The sequence below is a fragment of the Winogradskyella sp. PC D3.3 genome, from assembly GCF_054366245.1.
Map to the genome: position 1 here is coordinate 1924388 of NZ_CM135962.1, position 17376 is coordinate 1941763.

Genomic DNA, 17376 nt, shown 5'->3' on the forward strand with positions numbered 1-17376 from the left:
AATGATTAAAAAAAATATTTTAAGTGTTCAACTGTTCTATTTAGGGCAGTTGAGGTGGTTTTATTGGGTTTTGTTTATCAGTTTTTCTAGGGCTTCTATGTGTTTTTGAAATTCTAATTTTCCTAATCTTGTAACGCTGTATCTTGTATTCGGTTTTCGACCTATAAACTGTTTTTCAACCAAAATATATTCTGCTTTTTCTAATGCTTTTGTGTGGCTGGCTAAATTGCCATCTGTGGCCCCCAATAGGTCTTTTAGCATATTAAAATCCGCATACTCATTTACCATCAGAACCGACATAATGCCAAGTCGTATCCTATGATCAAAAAGTTTATTTATGTTGGTTATTATGCTCATCTCACTTCCTGCGAAAGCAGGAATTTTATTTATTTTCAATATTCAGTTTCGAAATTAGGTGAATTGATATTTAAATAGTTTGCCAATTCCTTAATAGTCTCTGTGAATCTCCGTGTAATCTCTATGCATCGCTGCATTATTTTTTACTTTGCGACTTCGCGAGAACCTTTTTCTTATTTCTCTTATCTCTCTTTTTCTCTGTGCAACGTCGTGTCTCTTCGTGTAAATTTTCAGTATAAAATCTTCATTTGTTTTGCGGCTTAGCTGTCTTCGCGTGAACATTGTTTGACTTCACATCATATTTAAAATGCATCCAAGTTCCATATACAATATGCATTATGCCAAAGCCAATAACCCAAAGCCAAAACCCATATCCAGGATACACTGCCGCAATAAGCCCCAAAGCTATTTGAATAAATCCTAAATACTTAATATCTCCGATACTATATTTTGAAGCATTGATTAACGCTAAGCCGTAGAAAATTAACATTAAGCCACCGGTTTGTCCATATTTCCCCTGACTTAGAATGATTAAAGTATATAAACCACCTGAAACTAGAGGTATTAGAAAATTAAATAACAATCGTTTAGAAGAGTTATCCCATATTTTTTCACCAGTTTTTTTTGCTTTTCTGGTGGTTAGTAAAATGCCCGTAGCTACACTAAAAAACGCAACTAAGAATAGAATGAGTAATACGGTTTCAAAAATCCAACCATCTAATTTGAGTGTACCATAACTATAAGTGCTCACTAGCCAATAGGTCACAGCGGCACCAATTAAAGCATATATACCAGCGAGAATACCAGATAATCCACTTAAGGAAATAAATCGAGAAGATTTATTCATAAGGTGTTTTATCTCGCTTATGTCTTTTAGATAATCTTTGTTGCTCATATTAAAGTACTTTGAAATACAAAGTAAACGATTTTATATGAATTATTCTTAATTAATTTTTATTATTTTTGAAAATATCTTAAGATCTTAGTTTGAACCCTGCAGAAACACATATTCTAAATCAGCCCGAACCATTCAAGTCTATATTTATGCATTTGCAGGTCTTAATAGAGCACACATTGCCAGAAGCTGATTTACTTTACAAATGGCGAATGCCATGTTATTATATGGGTAAAAGACCGATGTGCTATATTAATAAAACCAAAAATTACGTTGATGTTGGCTTTTGGCATTCTGCTCACTTATCAAAACAATGGGATGCTTATTTAGTAAGTGAAAAACGTAAAGTTGTAAAATCGTTGCGTTATAAAACACTAGATGATATTGATGACACCATTTTTATTTCAATCTTAAAAGAAGTAGAAGCAAAGAAGGAAAAAGGCTTTTATAAGAAGGATTGATTGTCGTTTACAGTCGTAGTAATCGGAAACGGTATTTAGTCAGAGAATAGAAAAAATAATTCGCCTATTTAAGTCTTTAATTGATTGCAGAATAAGCTGACAGAAAATCCTTTGGGGTGCTGAAATTTTGAGCCTTTGCAAACAATAAACTCACTTAACCAAAAACATTCCGAAAAACACCGCTAAAAATCCAACCACAAAACTAGCAATTGTATAAATCGCAAAACTCATAAAATCACCCGATTTTAAAAACACATGGTTTTCATAAGCGAAGGTTGAGAATGTTGTAAATCCACCACAAAAACCAGTCGCTAAAAGCAAGGTCTGACTTTGAGACAAGGTTTCATTTTTAGCCGCTAAGCCAAGAATAATACCTATTAATAGACTTCCTAAAATATTGGCAACAAACGTTCCATAAGGAATACCTGTTTGAGAATTGTTGAGCCATTTTCCAATGATAAAACGCAGCACGCTACCAAAGCCACCACCCAGAAATACGAGAATTAGTTGTTTCAATGTTTATTAATCGTTTGTTTAAATATAGAGGCTTAACTATGCATATTGTCATCTAAGTTTTATAGTTCAAACACTATAAAACTACTTAAAATTGTATCCTATTCTTTAATGGCTACATATATTTCCGTTTTCCAATCTGCTGGATTTGGAAAATTTTTAGGCATTGTTAAATAGGTTTCAAGCATTGGTCCTCCTTCAATCATTTCGAGGTTATGGTCTGCAATATAGGTCATGGTGGCATTCCAAGCTTCTTTCAAGTTTGAATAATTACCATTTAAAATGGTTTTTACAGTTCTAAAGGATTCTAGTTTACCTGTTAGCACCTCGGGTTCTTCTGAAAGAATTCTCGAATTTGTAGGGATGCACGCAGAGAAAATCACAGCATCATTGTCTTCATCCCATTTATGGTATAAAACAAACGGTTTCCCGGCCATTGAAATATTATGTGTTATAGCGTACGATCCAATATCGCCAAGCATCGTTTTCATTTTTTGAGGGAAATCACTGAATTTGCATGATGCCGTATTGTAAAGGTAGTACCCTCCACTGTGTTGTGTAATTCCTAAAACATTAACATTATAAACTTTCATCTCAGCCTGTACTGTGCTGTCTAATTTTTCTAAGCCTCTTTCATAATCTCGACCAATCTGCTGTTCCATACCACCTGAAAAAGCTGACCACATTTTAAATCCAAAGGGTAAATTTTTACTAGAAATGGTCCATGTTACGTCTGTAGAACCATTAGAATTAGATTTAAAATCCCAGGTTACATTAGATTTTGGAAACTCACCAAACTGCATGTCTTGTGTAATAGAGGTATTTGGTTTTGTTGCTATGGTAGACATACGTCCTAATGTAGCTTTGTCTTTCCAATTATAAGTACCTCCAATTCCTTTTGTGGTATCTCCAAGGGTAACAACAATTTCAGGATTACTTTCGGTCCAAGGATTCCATGATTTCCAATTTTTAAAGTCAATGACATTATTATAAATAACAGATTTATGTGCTTTTATTGTTCTGGTTCGCGTTACTTCAAACGAATTGGGTTGCACAGCAATATAAATTGAAACGCCAATAACAAGGATTAGAAATAATAAAAGGAAGGATTTAAATGCTTTCATTTATAAGGATTAGATTTTTGTATAAATCAAAGATAGTGATTTTATGATATGTGATATATACATTACATTTGTGTAGAACTAAATAAATAAACTATATGAATTTAAAATTAATATTTAAAATTTGCCTTTTTACTTTGCTAATAGTAGCATGTAAGAATGACGTAAAAGAAGCGCCAGCAGAAACAGTTAAAACTGTTGAGCCTGTAGAAAAGGATTTCAATTTTAATGTAGAAGAGTTTGCAGACATTAAAATTTTGCGCTATCAAATACCAGGTTGGGAAAATCTAAGTTTAAAAGAACAGAAATTGGTTTATTATTTAACACAAGCAGGTCTTGCTGGTCGCGATATTATGTGGGATCAGAACTATAGACACAATCTTAAAATTAGACATGCTTTAGAAAATATTTACACCAATTTTAATGGAGATAAAACAACAGCGAATTGGAATAATTTTGAAAGCTATTTAAAACGCGTTTGGTTTAGTAACGGTATTCACCATCATTATTCTAACGCTAAATTGAAGCCTGATTTTAATAAGGAGTATTTAAATGAATTATTAGCAGCAACAAATACAACCTTAGAAGGTGAAGCTTTTGACGTCATCTTTAACGATAAGGATGCTAAAAAAGTAAACCAAGCTAAAGGTGTAGATAACGTATTAGAATCTGCGGTTAACTTTTATGGTCCTGATGTTACTAATAAAGATGTTGCTGATTTTTACAAAACAAAAACTTCTCCAGATCCAAAGAAGCCGTTGTCTTATGGGTTAAACTCACAATTGGTAAAAGAAAATGGAGTGTTAAAAGAACGGGTTTATAAGTCAGGCGGATTATATGGCTCTGCTATAGATGAAATTGTAAAATGGTTAGAAAAAGCGCAAGGTGTTGCAGAAAATGAAGCACAAGGTAACGCCTTAGGTTTGTTAATTCAATATTACAAAACAGGTGATTTACAAACTTGGGACGATTATAATGTGGCTTGGACCGCAGCAACAGAAGGAAATGTAGATTATATCAATAGTTTTATTGAAGTTTACAACGATCCATTAGGATACAGAGGGTCTTATGAAACGATTGTACAAATTAACGATTTTGACATGTCTGAGAAAATGGCCGTTTTATCTGAAAACGCACAATGGTTTGAAGACAATTCACCTTTAATGGATGAACATAAAAAAGATAGTGTTGTTGGCGTAAGTTATAAAGTCGTTAATGTGGCAGGTGAAGCTGGTGATGCCTCTCCAAGTACACCAATTGGTGTTAACTTACCAAATGCCAATTGGATTAGAGCAGCAGTAGGCAGTAAATCAGTTTCTTTAGGAAACATTATTAATGCTTACAATAATGCAGGTGGTACAGGGCGTTTAAAAGAATTCGTTCACGATGAAGAAGAACTACAGTTAGAAGAAGAATACGGACAACTAGCAGATAAATTACACACCGCATTACACGAAGTCATTGGTCATGCTTCAGGGCAATTAAATCCTGGTGTTGGTGAAACTAAAGAAACATTAAAAAATTATGCATCTACCTTAGAAGAAGGACGTGCTGATTTAGTTGGGTTGTATTATTTATACGATTCTAAATTACAAGAACTCGGTCTTGTAGACGATTGGGAAAAAGTTGGGAAAGCGGCTTATGATGGTTATATTAGAAATGGTTTAATGACACAGCTTGTTCGTTTAAACCTTGGTGACGATGTAGAAGAAGCACATATGCGTAACAGACAATGGGTTTCGGCTTGGGCTTTTGAAAAAGGAAAAGCAGATAATGTTATTGAAAAAGTAACCAGAGAGGGTAAAACGTATTTCAATATTAATGATTATAAGAAATTACATGAACTTTTTGGTCAATTATTAAGAGAAACACAACGTATTAAATCTGAAGGAGATTTTGAAGCCGTTGAAGCATTAGTTGAAGGTTATGGTGTAAAAGTCGATCAAGCTATTCATGCCGAAGTTTTAGAACGTAACAAGCAATTTCCATCTCCACCTTATAGTGGTTTTGTAAATCCTGTTTTAGTGCCTGAAACTAATGAGGTTGGTGAAATCACAGCCATTAAAGTAACACAGCCAAAGACGTTTGCAGAACAAATGTTATATTATAGTAAGAATTACAACCATCTTCCAGATGTGAATTAATGTTCAATTACGGATAATATTAAAAAAGCACTTGCAGTAATGTAGGTGCTTTTTTTATGCGCCAACAGGTACGGTTTTAACAAAACTTCCGCATCTTTGTTGTTAAATGAAACACTGTGAATTTTAAAGATAAAGACCTAATTATATTCGATTTTGATGGCACGCTAATTAATAGTATTCCAGATCTGACCTTGGCCGTAAATAAAATGTTGAAGCATTATAGTTTACATCCCTTAACCATAGCACAAGTCACGCCTTATATAGGCAATGGCGCAAAACCTTTGGTGCGTAGAGCTCTAGAATATAGGATGCAAGACAGGGAGCTGCCAGAAACCTTGCTAAAAGAAGCCTTTGGTATCTATTTAGCGGCTTATAAAGACGCTATTTGTGTAGATACGTTTATGTATCCTGGTGTTTTAAAAACCTTAAAAAGTTTAGATAAAAAAGGCTATAAAATGGCCATATGCACTAATAAACCTTATGGATTTATAAAACCGATTTTAGACACTTTAGAAATCACCAAATATTTTAAATGTTGGATTGGTGAAGATTCCTTAGCTGAGAAAAAACCAAGTGCAGCACCATTGTTACACTTAGTAAAAGAACTGAATACCACCATAGAAAAAAGCATGATGATTGGTGATTCTAAAAATGATATTCTGGCCGCTCAAAACGCCAACATGGATAGTATTGGTGTGAGCTACGGTTATAACTATAATGAAAACATTGCCGATTATAAGCCAACATTAGTTGTTGATGAGTTTGCGGAACTTGCCAAGTTGTTTTAGAGAGGTAAACTTAGAAAGTATTTGTTTTTAAAAAGCACTTACAGTTTTGTAGGTGCTTTTTTTGGTTCAAAACGTACGTGACTTTACGTATAGATTTTTGGATTGTTTTGGTTAGCTTTACGAAGTGAAATAACTCTGTAAGTACGCTTATCCCGAAATTTTGCGTGATATTAGTAGTAAAGGTTACTATATAGCGAGTTACCCACAATTTGGAAGCGATTCGTAATTGATGTATATTTACACCAAACAATTATATTATGTCAAGACAAAGTATATCATTTACAGAACCTAACGACGAATGGCTGAAAGCCCAAGTCAATGGAAAAGAGTATTCAAGCAAAAGCGAATTAGTAAACGATTTAATTAGGCAAGCTCGAAAACAACAAGTCGAAATTGATTGGGTTCGAACTAAATTGGAAAAAGCTGAAAATAGCGGATTTACAAGCGAATCAAAAAATGAAATTTTAGCTCAATCAAAAACTTTACTGAATGGCTAAATATCGATTAAGTAATGAAGCTAAAAATGACTTAATCCGAATTCATCACTATGGAGTTAAAAAATTTGGAATGACTCAAGCGGATAAATATTTTGAATCATTCTTTGAATATTTTGAAATTATTTCCCAACGGCCTTTTTCATTCGAGTCAGTTGATTATATAAAAAAAAGACTACAGAAGATGTGTTTGCGGAATAGATAGTATTTACTATAAAATAAATAACGACGTTGTTGAAATAATGGCAATTGTAGGAAGACAAGATTTAAACGACATATTGTAATCTGAATAATAAAAACTGTTGCCAACACCGTATATAATTTATTGCTGGCTTCTCGCCTACTTATGAAAGTCCTCGCGGACTTTCTTGGTCGGTAATTATTACTAAATTAGTTGCTTAAACCACGCAACAAACCATATACAAACACGAAAGGTTACTATATAACGAGTTGTGCATAATTTGAAAAACGAACTCTGAACTCAAGAAAATGATTAAATATTGGAAAATAAATAAAGTAAATAATTTAAGTGAATTTTTGATTTTAAACAAAGACTCTATATGGATTTCAAAAATTGATGAAAGTGAAATCTCAATTGATAAAGCGATTGAAGAAAAGAAACTATTTGGAAAAACTAAATTTTATAAATTTTCTGATTTTGAGAATATAATGTTTGACGAAGATAATTTCAATTTCATCTTAAATTATCTGACAGATGATGACGGAAAAAAAGAGAAATCGATAAAAATTGATATTAAAAAAGCTGATTATAATGATTTCAAAAATCATCTTTTAGCAATTTTCAAAAACTCTAAACTAACCGACTTATCTTTTTTTGACAAAAACAAACCGATTATATTTTCATTATTAGCCACAATCGGAATTGGAATATTTTTAATAGTAACAATCGGGTTATCGCTAAAAACCCTCGGAATTTTATTATTAATGACTATTGTAGAAATTGTTGTAGTTAAAAGTCTTTTGAAAACACCTAAAAACGGAAAAATATTAAAGATAAATTAAAAAAACTATGCACAACACCGTATATAATTTATTGCTAGTTCTAGCCAACTTACGAAAGTCCTCGTGGACTTTCTTGGTCGGTAATTATTTACTAAATTAATTGTTTGAAACACGCAACAAACCATATACAACAACGTTACCCAAAAGTTGACTATGAAAAAACTATAACATTAATATTTCTACTTTTCGTTTTTAATTTGACTTTCGGACAAAAAGATGACGGAATAAAAATCCCAAAAATTGAGGAAACTGACAAATACGGATTTACAGAAATTTATGAATTGGACAGTTTGACCGCCAAAGAATTGTATAACTCGACAAAATTATTTCTGACAAAAAAACATTCTGACAAAGAATTCTTTATTGACATTCCAGAAAAAGAGCTTTACGACAATGGTAGTTTCCCTGCTAATATGAACGTTTCAAATATTCCAATAACCTATACAATTCTTTATACAATATCAACTGAATTTAAAGAAAATAAAGTGAGAATTACAATTTCAGATTTCAAAGTAAGTTCAAATTCTCAAGGAACAACATCTGAAGTTGTATTAGAAAATCATTTTGATAATATGAACGTAGTTAAAAGCGGAAAAAAATACGCTCGAAAAATGAATGAAAGTTTATCGAATTCAATAATTGAGCAATCCGAAAAACTAATTGCTGACTTAAAACAAAGTTTGACAAAGAAAAAAACCAGTGGGTAACACCGTATAAAAAAAAATGCTAGTTTTAGCTAAACCAAAGTTAGTTGCTTGTTTGCTAGCTACTGATTTTCCTTCGGAAAATCCTCGCACACAAACACGCAACTTAAACGTTGTACCCAATTAAAAAATCACGTTTCATAAGATAATTCAGATTAAATGATTTGTATCTTTGATAGTATCAAATGATAGTATCAAATGATAGTATCAAATGATAGTATCACGAATGAAACCACCTTACGAAATAACATCTTCTATTTTAAAATTAATAACTTCTATTTCAGAAAAAATAGGAGAAAAAAATAAGACAATCTATCGTTTAAAATAACTGGGCACAACACCGTATAAAATTAATTACTAGTTATAGCCTATTTATGAAAGTCCTAACGTATTTTCTATTCGGTTTTTAATTGCTAAATTAGTTACTTAAACACACCACTAATCATATACAAACCCGTTTCAGAAAAACAAAGAAATACCCAACATTGCAACCAAAAACAAAACCCCCAAGACTAACCTGTTACAAATGCATGAGTCCTAAAAGCACCTGTATTTGTAAACACATACATCCGTTACAGACTAAGACGCGTTTTATTATTTTGATGCACCCAAAAGAGTACAAGAAAGAAAAAAATGGAACGGGACAGATGACGAAGCTTCAACTCGAAAATTCGGAAATTATAGTGGGTGTCGATTTTACCAATAATAAGCGCGTTAATGAGATTCTGTCTAATGAAAACAATAGTTCTTTTTTATTGTATCCAGGAAAAGATAATTTCAACTTGTCGGTAAGGAAAAGTTCAGAAGTGAATGTATTTATGGGGAATCATCCACATCTTTTCATTTTAGATGGGACATGGCCTTGTGCGCGTAAAATGCTAAAATTAAGTCAAAACTTGCAAAGCCTAAAACGGGTGAGTTTTGATAATGCCATTAAATCAAAATTTATTATCAAACAGCAACCAGAATCGCTTTGTTTAAGTACCATTGAGTCTGTTTATACCGTTTTAAACTTACTTAAAGAAGGCGACGTTGAACATTGCGACACATCAGGTTTCCTTGTGCCTTTTGAAAAAATGATAGCGCATCAATTAGACTATCTGCTCAATCCAAAGCATAAAAATGACTATTCTACAGCAATCAATACCCTTGCTGTTAAGGACATGTATAAAACGGAAAGAAATACTATTTTTGAAGTAGAACGTTAACTGGCTTTTTTGTGATTATTGGTGAGTAATTCTAAGAAAATGACTAAATTTAAATAATCCATACCTAATTTATGAAAGATAATTTTTCGTCAAATTCAGAAGGCTATGCTAAGTATCGTCCTACATATCCTAATGCGTTTTTTGCGTATTTATATGCTTTGTTGCCAATAAAATTAAATGCTTGGGATTGTGGTACCGGAAATGGTCAAATTGCTTACCAATTATCAAAAGTATTTAAGCATGTATATGGCACAGATATTAGTCAATCTCAATTAGACAATGCTTTTAAAGCAGATAATATTAATTATAGTGTTCAACCTGCCGAACATACTAATTTTGCAGACAACACCTTTGATTTAGTTATTGTAGCACAAGCCATACATTGGTTTGATTTTAATGCATTTTATACGGAGGTAAAACGTGTAGCAAAACCTAATGCTAAACTTTGTGTGGTTGGCTACGGAAATATTAAAATTTCTAAGACTATAGATCCTATTATATATGACTTTTATACCAATATAATTGGCAAGTATTGGGATGACGAACGTAAGTATATAGACCAAAATTACGAAACGATTCCATTTCCTTTTGAAGAAATCAAAACCACGCCTTTTATCAATACTAAAAAATGGGAACTTAAACACTTAATTGGCTATTTAAACACATGGTCTTCTGTGAAACATTATATAGACCAGCATAAAAGCAATCCGGTTGAAGTATTAGAAATTAAATTAAAAGAACATTGGAAGGATAATGAAATTAAAGAAGTCACGTTTCCCATCCTTTTAAGAATAGGAAATATAGATAAATAAGGTTTTAAAAGGTACTTTAAAAGGTCTTATTACTTTTGTGTTTAGAGGAAAGATGGACGCTTTCAAATAAATTTCGATGATCAACTAAAGGCATTAAGTAAGGTCATCACAAAGTTTAGTGGTTATATAATAGGAAGTCCAAAAAAAGTCTAAAAAAAAATCAATTAAACTTCATGTTGTTTAAGTGCTTGATATTTAGTGATTAAATCTTTAAATATTATTAAGCTCCAGTCCTCAATTCAATTTAATTATGAGAATTTAAAACCACTCAGGCAACCATAACAATAAAATTAGCGTCTAGTATTATAAAGGGATAAACCATTGTTTATTCTATTCATCAATCAATCAAAAAACGCTAACCATGAAATTAAATCAATTATTCTATTCGCTCATTATTTTACTAACACTATCTAGTTGTGCAACTTCAAACATTGACAACGTTTTAAAACAAGGCCAAGTTGCTCAAGAAAACTTTAAAACCACCATTCCTTTTACATACGTTAATGGTTGGATGGTTTTAGAAGTAGAAATAAGAGATAAGGCTTATAATTTTATTTTAGACTCAGGCGCTTCTAATTTTGTAACCACAGAATTTGCAGAAGAACTGAATTTAAAAGTGCTTGGTGCTGAAGAAATAAAAGATATCAATGCTACTAAAAATTCAACCGAATATTCAAGACTTGATAACGTTAAAATAGGTAACGTCGATTTTCAAAATACAATTACAGGTATTGCAGATCTTAATAAGATAACAGAAATAAGCTGTACAAAAATTCATGGACTTATTGGTTCTAACTTAATGCGAAAAGCGGTTTGGGATTTCGATTTTCAGAATCAAACCATCACAATAGCTAGTGACGAAAGTCAATTAGACATTCCAACAGAAACTATAGATACTAAAATGTATATCGGAACTGCAGGCATACCAGCTGTGACCTTGAAAATTAACGGACAAAAAGTATTAAACAATACTATAGATTTAGGAAATAGTGGCACTAATCTATTACGCGGAGACTATTTTGTAAAACAAAGGGATGCCAATCTCATAACAAAATATGTAAAAGGGACTCAAAAAGGGTTTGGTGGATTTGGCCGTACTGAAGAGAAAGCGTTTTACCATACCATGGTTAATGAATTAAAAATTGGGAATCATACAGTCAATAATTTGTTTACAACGGTAAAAAGTGGTTCAGGTAATAACTTAGGTTTAGCATTCTTTAAAAATTATAGAGTGATCTTAAACTGGAATAAGAAAAAAATGAGCCTGATAGAAATTACTAAAGCAGGTAACGATACTTATAATACCTATGGGTTCTCTATGTTTTATAAAGAAGACAATGTTTACGTAAATGCCATTGTAGAAACATCTAGTGCGTCTAAGGTTTTAATGCAAGATGATATCATATTGCGTGTAAATGATACCAATTATGCCAACATTGTAGAGGAAGAGTATTGCAGTATTTATAGTGATAGTTTTGAGCAAAGAACAGAAGCATTATCCATTACGATTTTAAGAGAAGGAGAAGAATTGACATTCGATTTATTAAAAACTGAATTGCTTTAATAAGTTTGTATTAAAATCACTTTATATAAACCACTTTAGAATTAAATCTAAAGTGGTTTTCTGTAGGTGTCTCTGGTTAGTTTTCTTTTACTAACTTCGCTGAGCACGAGAAACATCTATAACTAAATTTTGATACAAAAGCGAATAATTATAGGGATATACTATGTGACCTTTAAAAAAAAAACAATAAATAACAGCTCATGAAACTAAACTTACTATCCTGTGATGCGCAAAGACCTGATAAAAGAGCCATAGCCAATTGCATCACTGAGATTGCTATTAATGGTAATGCCTCCTTATCTCATGAGCTTACCGAAATATTATTAGACGGGGATGCTGTAGATATTGAGATTGATGATAAAAACTCGGGTTCTGCATTAAGAGCCTTGCGAAAACTAGATGTTGATTACGAGATTATAGAGTAAGTCTTAAAACGATTTTGTCTAAGTAACCTAAACATTTTGAATTAAAAAAAATCGTCCATTTAAGTCAATACAATGGCTATCGCCATTCCTATAAAAATTAATCCTGAAATTTTATTCAAGTAAATGCTAGACTTGGGATTGGCCTTAAACTTCTCTGAAAAAATCCCAGCAAATAACGTTAAGGTGATATACCATATAACACCAATAACTGCAAACGTCAAACCTAAAATCAGGAAAGGAATCGGATCATTAATCGCATTCGGACTTATAAACTGAGGAAATAAGGCCAAAAAGAATAATGCAACTTTGGGATTTAATAGATTGGTTAAGAATCCAGACCAAAAGTCACTTTTACGCACGTTTTGATTCGGATGATCTTGTTCTGAACTCAAAAGCGCTTTGTTATTTTTAAGACTTAAAATACCAATATATAATAAATAAAGTGCTCCTAAATATTTAATAAACGTAAAGGCATAAGCGGATTTTGCTAGTAACACAGATAAACCAATGGCAGCAAAAAAAACATGAGCTAATGCACCAGAATTAATGCCTAACGAGGCGTAAATTCCCGATTTTCGTCCTTGACTAATGGATTTGTTTAAGACAAAAACCGTGTCCATACCAGGTATCATAATAAATATTATGGCTGTAAAAATAAAAGAGATAAAATTTTCTATTCCCATCATGCTATTACGTTAGTTTAAAACAATATGTTTTGGCAAAGGAAATACTTTGATGACCATTGAAAAATACATATTTTTACCTTATTAATGCAAAAACCGCATTAAAGATGACGATTCAACAAATCAAATATTTTTTAGAACTTGCTAATGCACTTCACTTTTGGAAAACCGCAGAGAAGGTGTCTATATCGCAATCAACATTAAGTCGGCAAATTCAATCCTTAGAAGATGAATTAGGGTTTCAACTTTTTGAAAGAGATAAGCGGAACGTAAAATTGACAGCTGCTGGTAAATTTCTTCAAGATAATTGGACGACTTCTATTAACGAATTAGACAGAATTTATAAGCAAGCACAAAAAATTGATATTGGTACTTTGGGCACGATTTCAATTGCATATCCTGGTTCGATATCATTCGGGTTTTTACCACGTCTGATGACTATTCTAACCACAGAAATGCCCGATTTGAAAATAGAATTAACAGAACCAAATGATGTCAATCATGAATCCTTACTTCTAAATTATCATATTGATATTGCTTTAAGTCGTGATGAAATCTTAAACCCTACGATAGTTTCCAAACGGCTGTATTCAGAATCTGTTTGTTTAGTTGTGCCCATAAATCATTGGGTCACTGAAGAAAATTTTACAGATTTAACAATGGTTCAAAATGAAAATTTTATCATTTCTCCACTGGAGAACAAGACCTATTTTTCATCATTATTACGTGGTATTTTTAATACGAGTGGTTTTAATCCAAAAACAACGATTGAATCTGATTTTGGGAATGTGATATTAAACCTTGTGGCAAAAGATTTAGGAATTTCTATTTTACCATATTCATTCAAGTTTGCCAACTATAAAAATGTTCGTTTTATTGAACTTGCAGAGAAAGTCGATTTGTATATGAACTGGCGTAGAAATGATCCTAATAAAATTGTGAAACGCATTGTGAACTATTCAGAAGTTCTCGGTGAAACTTATATCCCATAACTATTTAATTTAAATCAGATGATTCACCTTATAGACAAAAGAGAAAATAACTATTGAAATTTTAGAACTACTAAAAAAGGTATTGAGGAGTGGATTGAAATCGGAGTCGAAGAAGGTTGAAAAGCTTATGGAGTACTCACTTCCAATTAATTTAATTATGATTTATCCAGCTTGGATAATTCCTGCAATCTTTATTTTACGAGCAATAGGGGAATTCAAATATATGGTTTTTTTAAATGCGTTAAAGCGTCTAAATTTGGAAAGTTAGACACCAATTTATTTTCACCGTTATGTTTGATGATGGGACTAGTTGGTGTAATTATTCAATTAACGTCATAGGTTCTTGTGCTAACAAATCTTTCAAGGCTGGTCTTAAATTTGCGTATTTAAAATTAAAACCTTCAGTTTCTACTTTTTTAGAACTGACACGTTGACTTTCAAATAATAAAATATGCATGTCTCCTAAAATGAGTTTCATAAGAAACTTGGGAATGTTTGGTAATAATAATGGTCGATGTAAAACTTTAGCGGTCGCTTTAGTTAATTCTTTATGCGTTACCGCATTTGGTGCAACACCATTATAGATGCCTTCAAAATGATGTTGTACTGCAAATACAAAGAGTGACGCCAAGTCTTCGATATGAATCCAGCTTTGCCATTGCTTACCACTTCCAAAGGCTGCACCAGCTCCATACTTTATAGGTTTTATAATTTCGGGTAAGGCACCTCCATCTTTAGCTAAAACTAAACCAATCCTTATTTTTGCGACCTTACAGCCTAAGGATTTAAAACCATCTACAGTGGTTTCCCATTGGTGGACGACCTTTCCTAAAAACGATTCTGAAATTTCGGTATTCGATTCTTCATAGTAATTAACTAGGCTCGTTGGGTAAATTCCAATAGCACTAGCCGAAACGACGTGCTCAATTTTATAATGATGTGCCTTTATCGTGTCTTGTAAAAGCTGTGCTGTTTTGGTGCGACTATCTATGATTTCTTTTTTGTAGCTATCGGTCCAACGTTTAGAAATAGATGCGCCAACCATATTTATAATGGCTGTAACGCCATTAAAACAGTTGTGGTCAATTTCCTTGGTCTTGGGGTTCCAATAAAAACCTTTATAATTTGTGTCGGTGTTCAGTTTCGATTTTGATGTGGTTAAGTAATGTACATCAATTCCTTTATCATGACATTGTTTTACAATTTCCTGTCCAATTAATCCTGTTGCGCCTGTTATTAAAACGGTCATTTTTCTTTTTGTGTAAAGATACAAAAGGGGAAAAGTGTGCGCATGAGATTTAGATATGATTTAACGTTTGAGCTTGTTATTCAGGTGCTTTTTAAAGTCGTGGTGATGTGTTTTTTACAAATGTCAGTTTGAGTGATTTGTAAAGTATGCGCACATTGTATCGCAAACCTTGGTGGTTTTATAGAATAATCTCTTCTATAAAAAAAAAACTAGAAAAGAAATTTCATTCAAAGCGAGGTTAATTAAGGATTGCTACTTTAGCTTTTAAAGCATTTGGCTCAGTGCATAGAATGTTATAAGCTCTTTTTTTGAGCGCGTAACATTTCACGTTTACCTGGAGGTCCAGGTAGTCGTTCTACTATAAAACCAACGGCTTGCATAGCACGTCTGACGCTTCCTTTTGCAGAATAGGTAACTAAAACGCCATTAGGCTTTAGTGCTTTGTACATGATTTTAAAAATAGTTTCCGTCCATAAATTGGGTTGAACACGCGCACCAAAAGCATCAAAATAAATAAGATTAAATTCATTTTGGTTTTCTATAGCCTCAAAGAATTTCTGTTGTTTTTCTAATTCAAAATAAGGTGTGATAGCATGTGGTGCTTCCCATGGAGTGTCATGCAATTTTTCAAAAACAGCTTCATGTTCATTAGAAATAAGTTCAATATAATTGAGTTGTTTAATTTCTTCAAGTTGAACAGGATAAGCTTCTATTCCAACATAATTGATGTCTAATTTTAATTTTTCAGCTTTAACTAAAGTTAAAAAAGCGTTGAGACCTGTGCCAAAACCAATTTCTAAAATGGATATTGGATTGGTTGATGCGTTAGATGTACCAGGTAAAAGGGTGTCGTGATAATACTGCAATCCATGTTTCATAAACACGTGATTTGCTTCTTGTATGGCACCATGAATGGAATGGTACTGCTCGTTCCATTCTTCTATTTGTATGGTTTTAGAACCATCTGATGTGGTAATTATATTTCGTTTCAAATATTATTGAATCAGTAGTTTTTTAATCTTTGGAATTGGTCCTGTGCATTCCGTTTTATGACAGCTTAGACAGTTGTTGATTGCGACATTGTAACGCACTTTTAATTCTTCATTTGAAAGTGTATCTACAATGGCTTCTTGCGATTCAATAAAGACGTTTACAAAGCTTTGCCAATTTTGAGTTCTAGATTTACCCTTACTCATTTCGGCTGAATGCAATTTTATTAAATCTAAAGGCATTGACGTTGGTGTCTCTCCTGCAATAATTTGTGCTTTTAACTGCTGGTTGTACGCATACATTGCATTCATAAAACCCGCCATTTCAGAAGGTTGGTACATATCGTACACAAGCTTCTTTTTTACAGGTGCTTCAATAACTTTTTCTTCATTTTTACAGTTGAAAAACAATAAAAGAGCTAAAGCTAGTACGGCGTAATGTTTATTCTTTAAGTAAAACGCCATCAGCTTCAAAATGATATTGAAATTTAGGATCTGTAATTGCAGCAATTTCTTCTTTAGATTTACCAGCATCTTCAGCGTAGTGTCTTAATTCGTCTACAGAAGTTTCAGAGACAAACGCTTTACCATTGATTACAACATCACCTTCAGCATTTAATGGCATAAAGAAACCGTAATCTTTAAACTTTACCATAACGTCATTGTCGCCCTCAATATCTAGTGTCATCCAACATCCTTTTTTAGAACAAACTTCAATGATTTTTCCTTTTATTTTAGAATTAAGGGTATCACCGATTTTTAAGCTTTTATATTGTTCTAGTATCCGTTCTGCTGTTAAAGCGTCCTTGTCATTTATTTCTTTTCCAAAAGAAGCATAAGTAACTTCTGGTTTTGCTTCTGAAGCCTCAGTATCAGTAGTTTTAGTTTCGTTTTTACAAGATAAAGTAGCCAAACATACCGCTACAAATAGGAACACTTTTTTCATTATTATGG

General features: G+C 32.5%; 21 protein-coding genes. 12 read left to right on the top strand and 9 right to left on the bottom strand.

Going from position 1 to position 17376, the window contains the following annotated elements:
• Nucleotides 1–60: 60 nt before the first annotated feature.
• Both ACXGSQ_RS08285 and ACXGSQ_RS08290 read right to left on the bottom strand, forming a co-directional pair.
• The gene (locus tag ACXGSQ_RS08285; RefSeq protein ID WP_458629341.1) at nt 61–357 is read right to left on the bottom strand and encodes a winged helix-turn-helix domain-containing protein; all 297 of its coding nucleotides are present in this window, start codon (nt 355–357) and stop codon (nt 61–63) included.
• A gap of 244 nt (nt 358–601) precedes the next feature.
• Nucleotides 602–1252, bottom strand: a complete 651-nt coding sequence (locus ACXGSQ_RS08290; RefSeq protein ID WP_458629140.1) for a hypothetical protein — start codon at nt 1250–1252, stop codon at nt 602–604.
• Nucleotides 1253–1344: 92 nt separating this feature from the next.
• Here ACXGSQ_RS08290 and ACXGSQ_RS08295 point away from each other — a divergent pair, with 92 nt between their 5' ends.
• The gene (locus ACXGSQ_RS08295; RefSeq protein WP_458629141.1) at nt 1345–1713 is read left to right on the top strand and encodes a DUF1801 domain-containing protein; all 369 of its coding nucleotides are present in this window, start codon (nt 1345–1347) and stop codon (nt 1711–1713) included.
• Nucleotides 1714–1863: 150 nt separating this feature from the next.
• Here ACXGSQ_RS08295 and crcB read toward each other — a convergent pair whose 3' ends face one another.
• On the bottom strand, nt 1864–2229 hold the full coding sequence (crcB, locus tag ACXGSQ_RS08300; protein WP_458629142.1) for a fluoride efflux transporter CrcB: 366 nt from the start codon (nt 2227–2229) through the stop codon (nt 1864–1866).
• Between the two features lie 98 nt (nt 2230–2327).
• Nucleotides 2328–3350, bottom strand: a complete 1023-nt coding sequence (locus ACXGSQ_RS08305; RefSeq protein WP_458629143.1) for an SRPBCC family protein — start codon at nt 3348–3350, stop codon at nt 2328–2330.
• Nucleotides 3351–3445: 95 nt separating this feature from the next.
• Between ACXGSQ_RS08305 and ACXGSQ_RS08310 the strand changes: the two genes are divergently transcribed.
• From ACXGSQ_RS08310 to ACXGSQ_RS08355, 10 genes are all read left to right on the top strand, one after another.
• A complete protein-coding gene (locus ACXGSQ_RS08310; protein ID WP_458629144.1) occupies nt 3446–5491 on the top strand; it encodes a dipeptidyl-peptidase 3 family protein in 2046 nt (681 codons plus the stop codon).
• 116 nt (nt 5492–5607) lie between these two features.
• A complete protein-coding gene (locus ACXGSQ_RS08315; RefSeq protein WP_458629145.1) occupies nt 5608–6279 on the top strand; it encodes a phosphoglycolate phosphatase in 672 nt (223 codons plus the stop codon).
• A gap of 257 nt (nt 6280–6536) precedes the next feature.
• A complete protein-coding gene (locus tag ACXGSQ_RS08320) occupies nt 6537–6776 on the top strand; it encodes a ribbon-helix-helix domain-containing protein (RefSeq protein ID WP_036578964.1) in 240 nt (79 codons plus the stop codon).
• Nucleotides 6769–6978 (top strand): type II toxin-antitoxin system RelE/ParE family toxin, encoded by a 210-nt coding sequence (locus ACXGSQ_RS08325; protein WP_458629146.1) that lies wholly within the window; start codon nt 6769–6771, stop codon nt 6976–6978. Before ACXGSQ_RS08320 ends, ACXGSQ_RS08325 begins: the two co-directional genes overlap by 8 nt.
• A gap of 284 nt (nt 6979–7262) precedes the next feature.
• A complete protein-coding gene (locus tag ACXGSQ_RS08330) occupies nt 7263–7796 on the top strand; it encodes a hypothetical protein (RefSeq protein ID WP_458629147.1) in 534 nt (177 codons plus the stop codon).
• A 104-nt stretch (nt 7797–7900) separates the two neighbouring features.
• A complete protein-coding gene (locus tag ACXGSQ_RS08335) occupies nt 7901–8503 on the top strand; it encodes a DUF4468 domain-containing protein (RefSeq protein WP_458629148.1) in 603 nt (200 codons plus the stop codon).
• Between the two features lie 482 nt (nt 8504–8985).
• Nucleotides 8986–9708 carry a tRNA-uridine aminocarboxypropyltransferase gene (locus ACXGSQ_RS08340; RefSeq protein ID WP_458629149.1) on the top strand — a complete coding sequence of 241 codons (723 nt, stop codon included), beginning with the start codon at nt 8986–8988 and terminating at the stop codon, nt 9706–9708.
• A 71-nt stretch (nt 9709–9779) separates the two neighbouring features.
• On the top strand, nt 9780–10520 hold the full coding sequence (locus ACXGSQ_RS08345) for a class I SAM-dependent methyltransferase (protein WP_458629150.1): 741 nt from the start codon (nt 9780–9782) through the stop codon (nt 10518–10520).
• Between the two features lie 361 nt (nt 10521–10881).
• The gene (locus ACXGSQ_RS08350) at nt 10882–12084 is read left to right on the top strand and encodes a retropepsin-like aspartic protease (protein WP_458629151.1); all 1203 of its coding nucleotides are present in this window, start codon (nt 10882–10884) and stop codon (nt 12082–12084) included.
• A gap of 200 nt (nt 12085–12284) precedes the next feature.
• Nucleotides 12285–12509 (top strand): hypothetical protein, encoded by a 225-nt coding sequence (locus ACXGSQ_RS08355; protein ID WP_458629152.1) that lies wholly within the window; start codon nt 12285–12287, stop codon nt 12507–12509.
• A gap of 59 nt (nt 12510–12568) precedes the next feature.
• Here ACXGSQ_RS08355 and ACXGSQ_RS08360 read toward each other — a convergent pair whose 3' ends face one another.
• Complete coding sequence (locus ACXGSQ_RS08360) at nt 12569–13195, bottom strand: LysE family translocator (protein ID WP_458629153.1); 627 nt, start codon at nt 13193–13195, stop codon at nt 12569–12571.
• A gap of 104 nt (nt 13196–13299) precedes the next feature.
• On the opposite strand from ACXGSQ_RS08360, the gene ACXGSQ_RS08365 reads away from it, so the two are divergent.
• Nucleotides 13300–14184 (top strand): LysR family transcriptional regulator, encoded by an 885-nt coding sequence (locus ACXGSQ_RS08365; protein ID WP_458629154.1) that lies wholly within the window; start codon nt 13300–13302, stop codon nt 14182–14184.
• A gap of 319 nt (nt 14185–14503) precedes the next feature.
• On the opposite strand, the gene ACXGSQ_RS08370 is transcribed toward ACXGSQ_RS08365, so the two are convergent.
• The 4 genes from ACXGSQ_RS08370 to ACXGSQ_RS08385 all read right to left on the bottom strand — a co-directional run bounded on the left by ACXGSQ_RS08370 (nt 14504) and on the right by ACXGSQ_RS08385 (nt 17368).
• Nucleotides 14504–15433 (bottom strand): TIGR01777 family oxidoreductase, encoded by a 930-nt coding sequence (locus ACXGSQ_RS08370; RefSeq protein WP_458629155.1) that lies wholly within the window; start codon nt 15431–15433, stop codon nt 14504–14506.
• A gap of 293 nt (nt 15434–15726) precedes the next feature.
• Nucleotides 15727–16425 (bottom strand): tRNA (5-methylaminomethyl-2-thiouridine)(34)-methyltransferase MnmD, encoded by a 699-nt coding sequence (gene mnmD / locus ACXGSQ_RS08375; RefSeq protein WP_458629156.1) that lies wholly within the window; start codon nt 16423–16425, stop codon nt 15727–15729.
• A 3-nt stretch (nt 16426–16428) separates the two neighbouring features.
• Entirely contained in the window at nt 16429–16887 is a 459-nt protein-coding gene (locus ACXGSQ_RS08380; protein ID WP_458629157.1) for a hypothetical protein, read from the bottom strand.
• Nucleotides 16865–17368: a DUF4920 domain-containing protein gene (locus ACXGSQ_RS08385; protein WP_458629158.1), complete on the bottom strand. Its 504-nt coding sequence runs from the start codon at nt 17366–17368 to the stop codon at nt 16865–16867. The genes ACXGSQ_RS08380 and ACXGSQ_RS08385 overlap by 23 nt, the downstream gene beginning before the upstream one ends.
• Nucleotides 17369–17376 lie beyond the last annotated feature (8 nt).

Coding starts and splice junctions, on each gene's coding strand:
- ACXGSQ_RS08305 (WP_458629143.1), bottom strand. CDS start 3,350: ATGAAAGCATTTAAATCCTTCCTTTTATTATTTCTAATCCTTGTTATT.
- ACXGSQ_RS08380 (WP_458629157.1), bottom strand. CDS start 16,887: ATGGCGTTTTACTTAAAGAATAAACATTACGCCGTACTAGCTTTAGCT.
- ACXGSQ_RS08330 (WP_458629147.1), top strand. CDS start 7,263: ATGATTAAATATTGGAAAATAAATAAAGTAAATAATTTAAGTGAATTT.
- ACXGSQ_RS08350 (WP_458629151.1), top strand. CDS start 10,882: ATGAAATTAAATCAATTATTCTATTCGCTCATTATTTTACTAACACTA.
- ACXGSQ_RS08365 (WP_458629154.1), top strand. CDS start 13,300: ATGACGATTCAACAAATCAAATATTTTTTAGAACTTGCTAATGCACTT.
- ACXGSQ_RS08370 (WP_458629155.1), bottom strand. CDS start 15,433: ATGACCGTTTTAATAACAGGCGCAACAGGATTAATTGGACAGGAAATT.
- ACXGSQ_RS08325 (WP_458629146.1), top strand. CDS start 6,769: ATGGCTAAATATCGATTAAGTAATGAAGCTAAAAATGACTTAATCCGA.
- ACXGSQ_RS08345 (WP_458629150.1), top strand. CDS start 9,780: ATGAAAGATAATTTTTCGTCAAATTCAGAAGGCTATGCTAAGTATCGT.
- ACXGSQ_RS08355 (WP_458629152.1), top strand. CDS start 12,285: ATGAAACTAAACTTACTATCCTGTGATGCGCAAAGACCTGATAAAAGA.
- ACXGSQ_RS08320 (WP_036578964.1), top strand. CDS start 6,537: ATGTCAAGACAAAGTATATCATTTACAGAACCTAACGACGAATGGCTG.
- ACXGSQ_RS08310 (WP_458629144.1), top strand. CDS start 3,446: ATGAATTTAAAATTAATATTTAAAATTTGCCTTTTTACTTTGCTAATA.
- ACXGSQ_RS08360 (WP_458629153.1), bottom strand. CDS start 13,195: ATGATGGGAATAGAAAATTTTATCTCTTTTATTTTTACAGCCATAATA.
- ACXGSQ_RS08290 (WP_458629140.1), bottom strand. CDS start 1,252: ATGAGCAACAAAGATTATCTAAAAGACATAAGCGAGATAAAACACCTT.
- ACXGSQ_RS08385 (WP_458629158.1), bottom strand. CDS start 17,368: ATGAAAAAAGTGTTCCTATTTGTAGCGGTATGTTTGGCTACTTTATCT.
- ACXGSQ_RS08285 (WP_458629341.1), bottom strand. CDS start 357: ATGAGCATAATAACCAACATAAATAAACTTTTTGATCATAGGATACGA.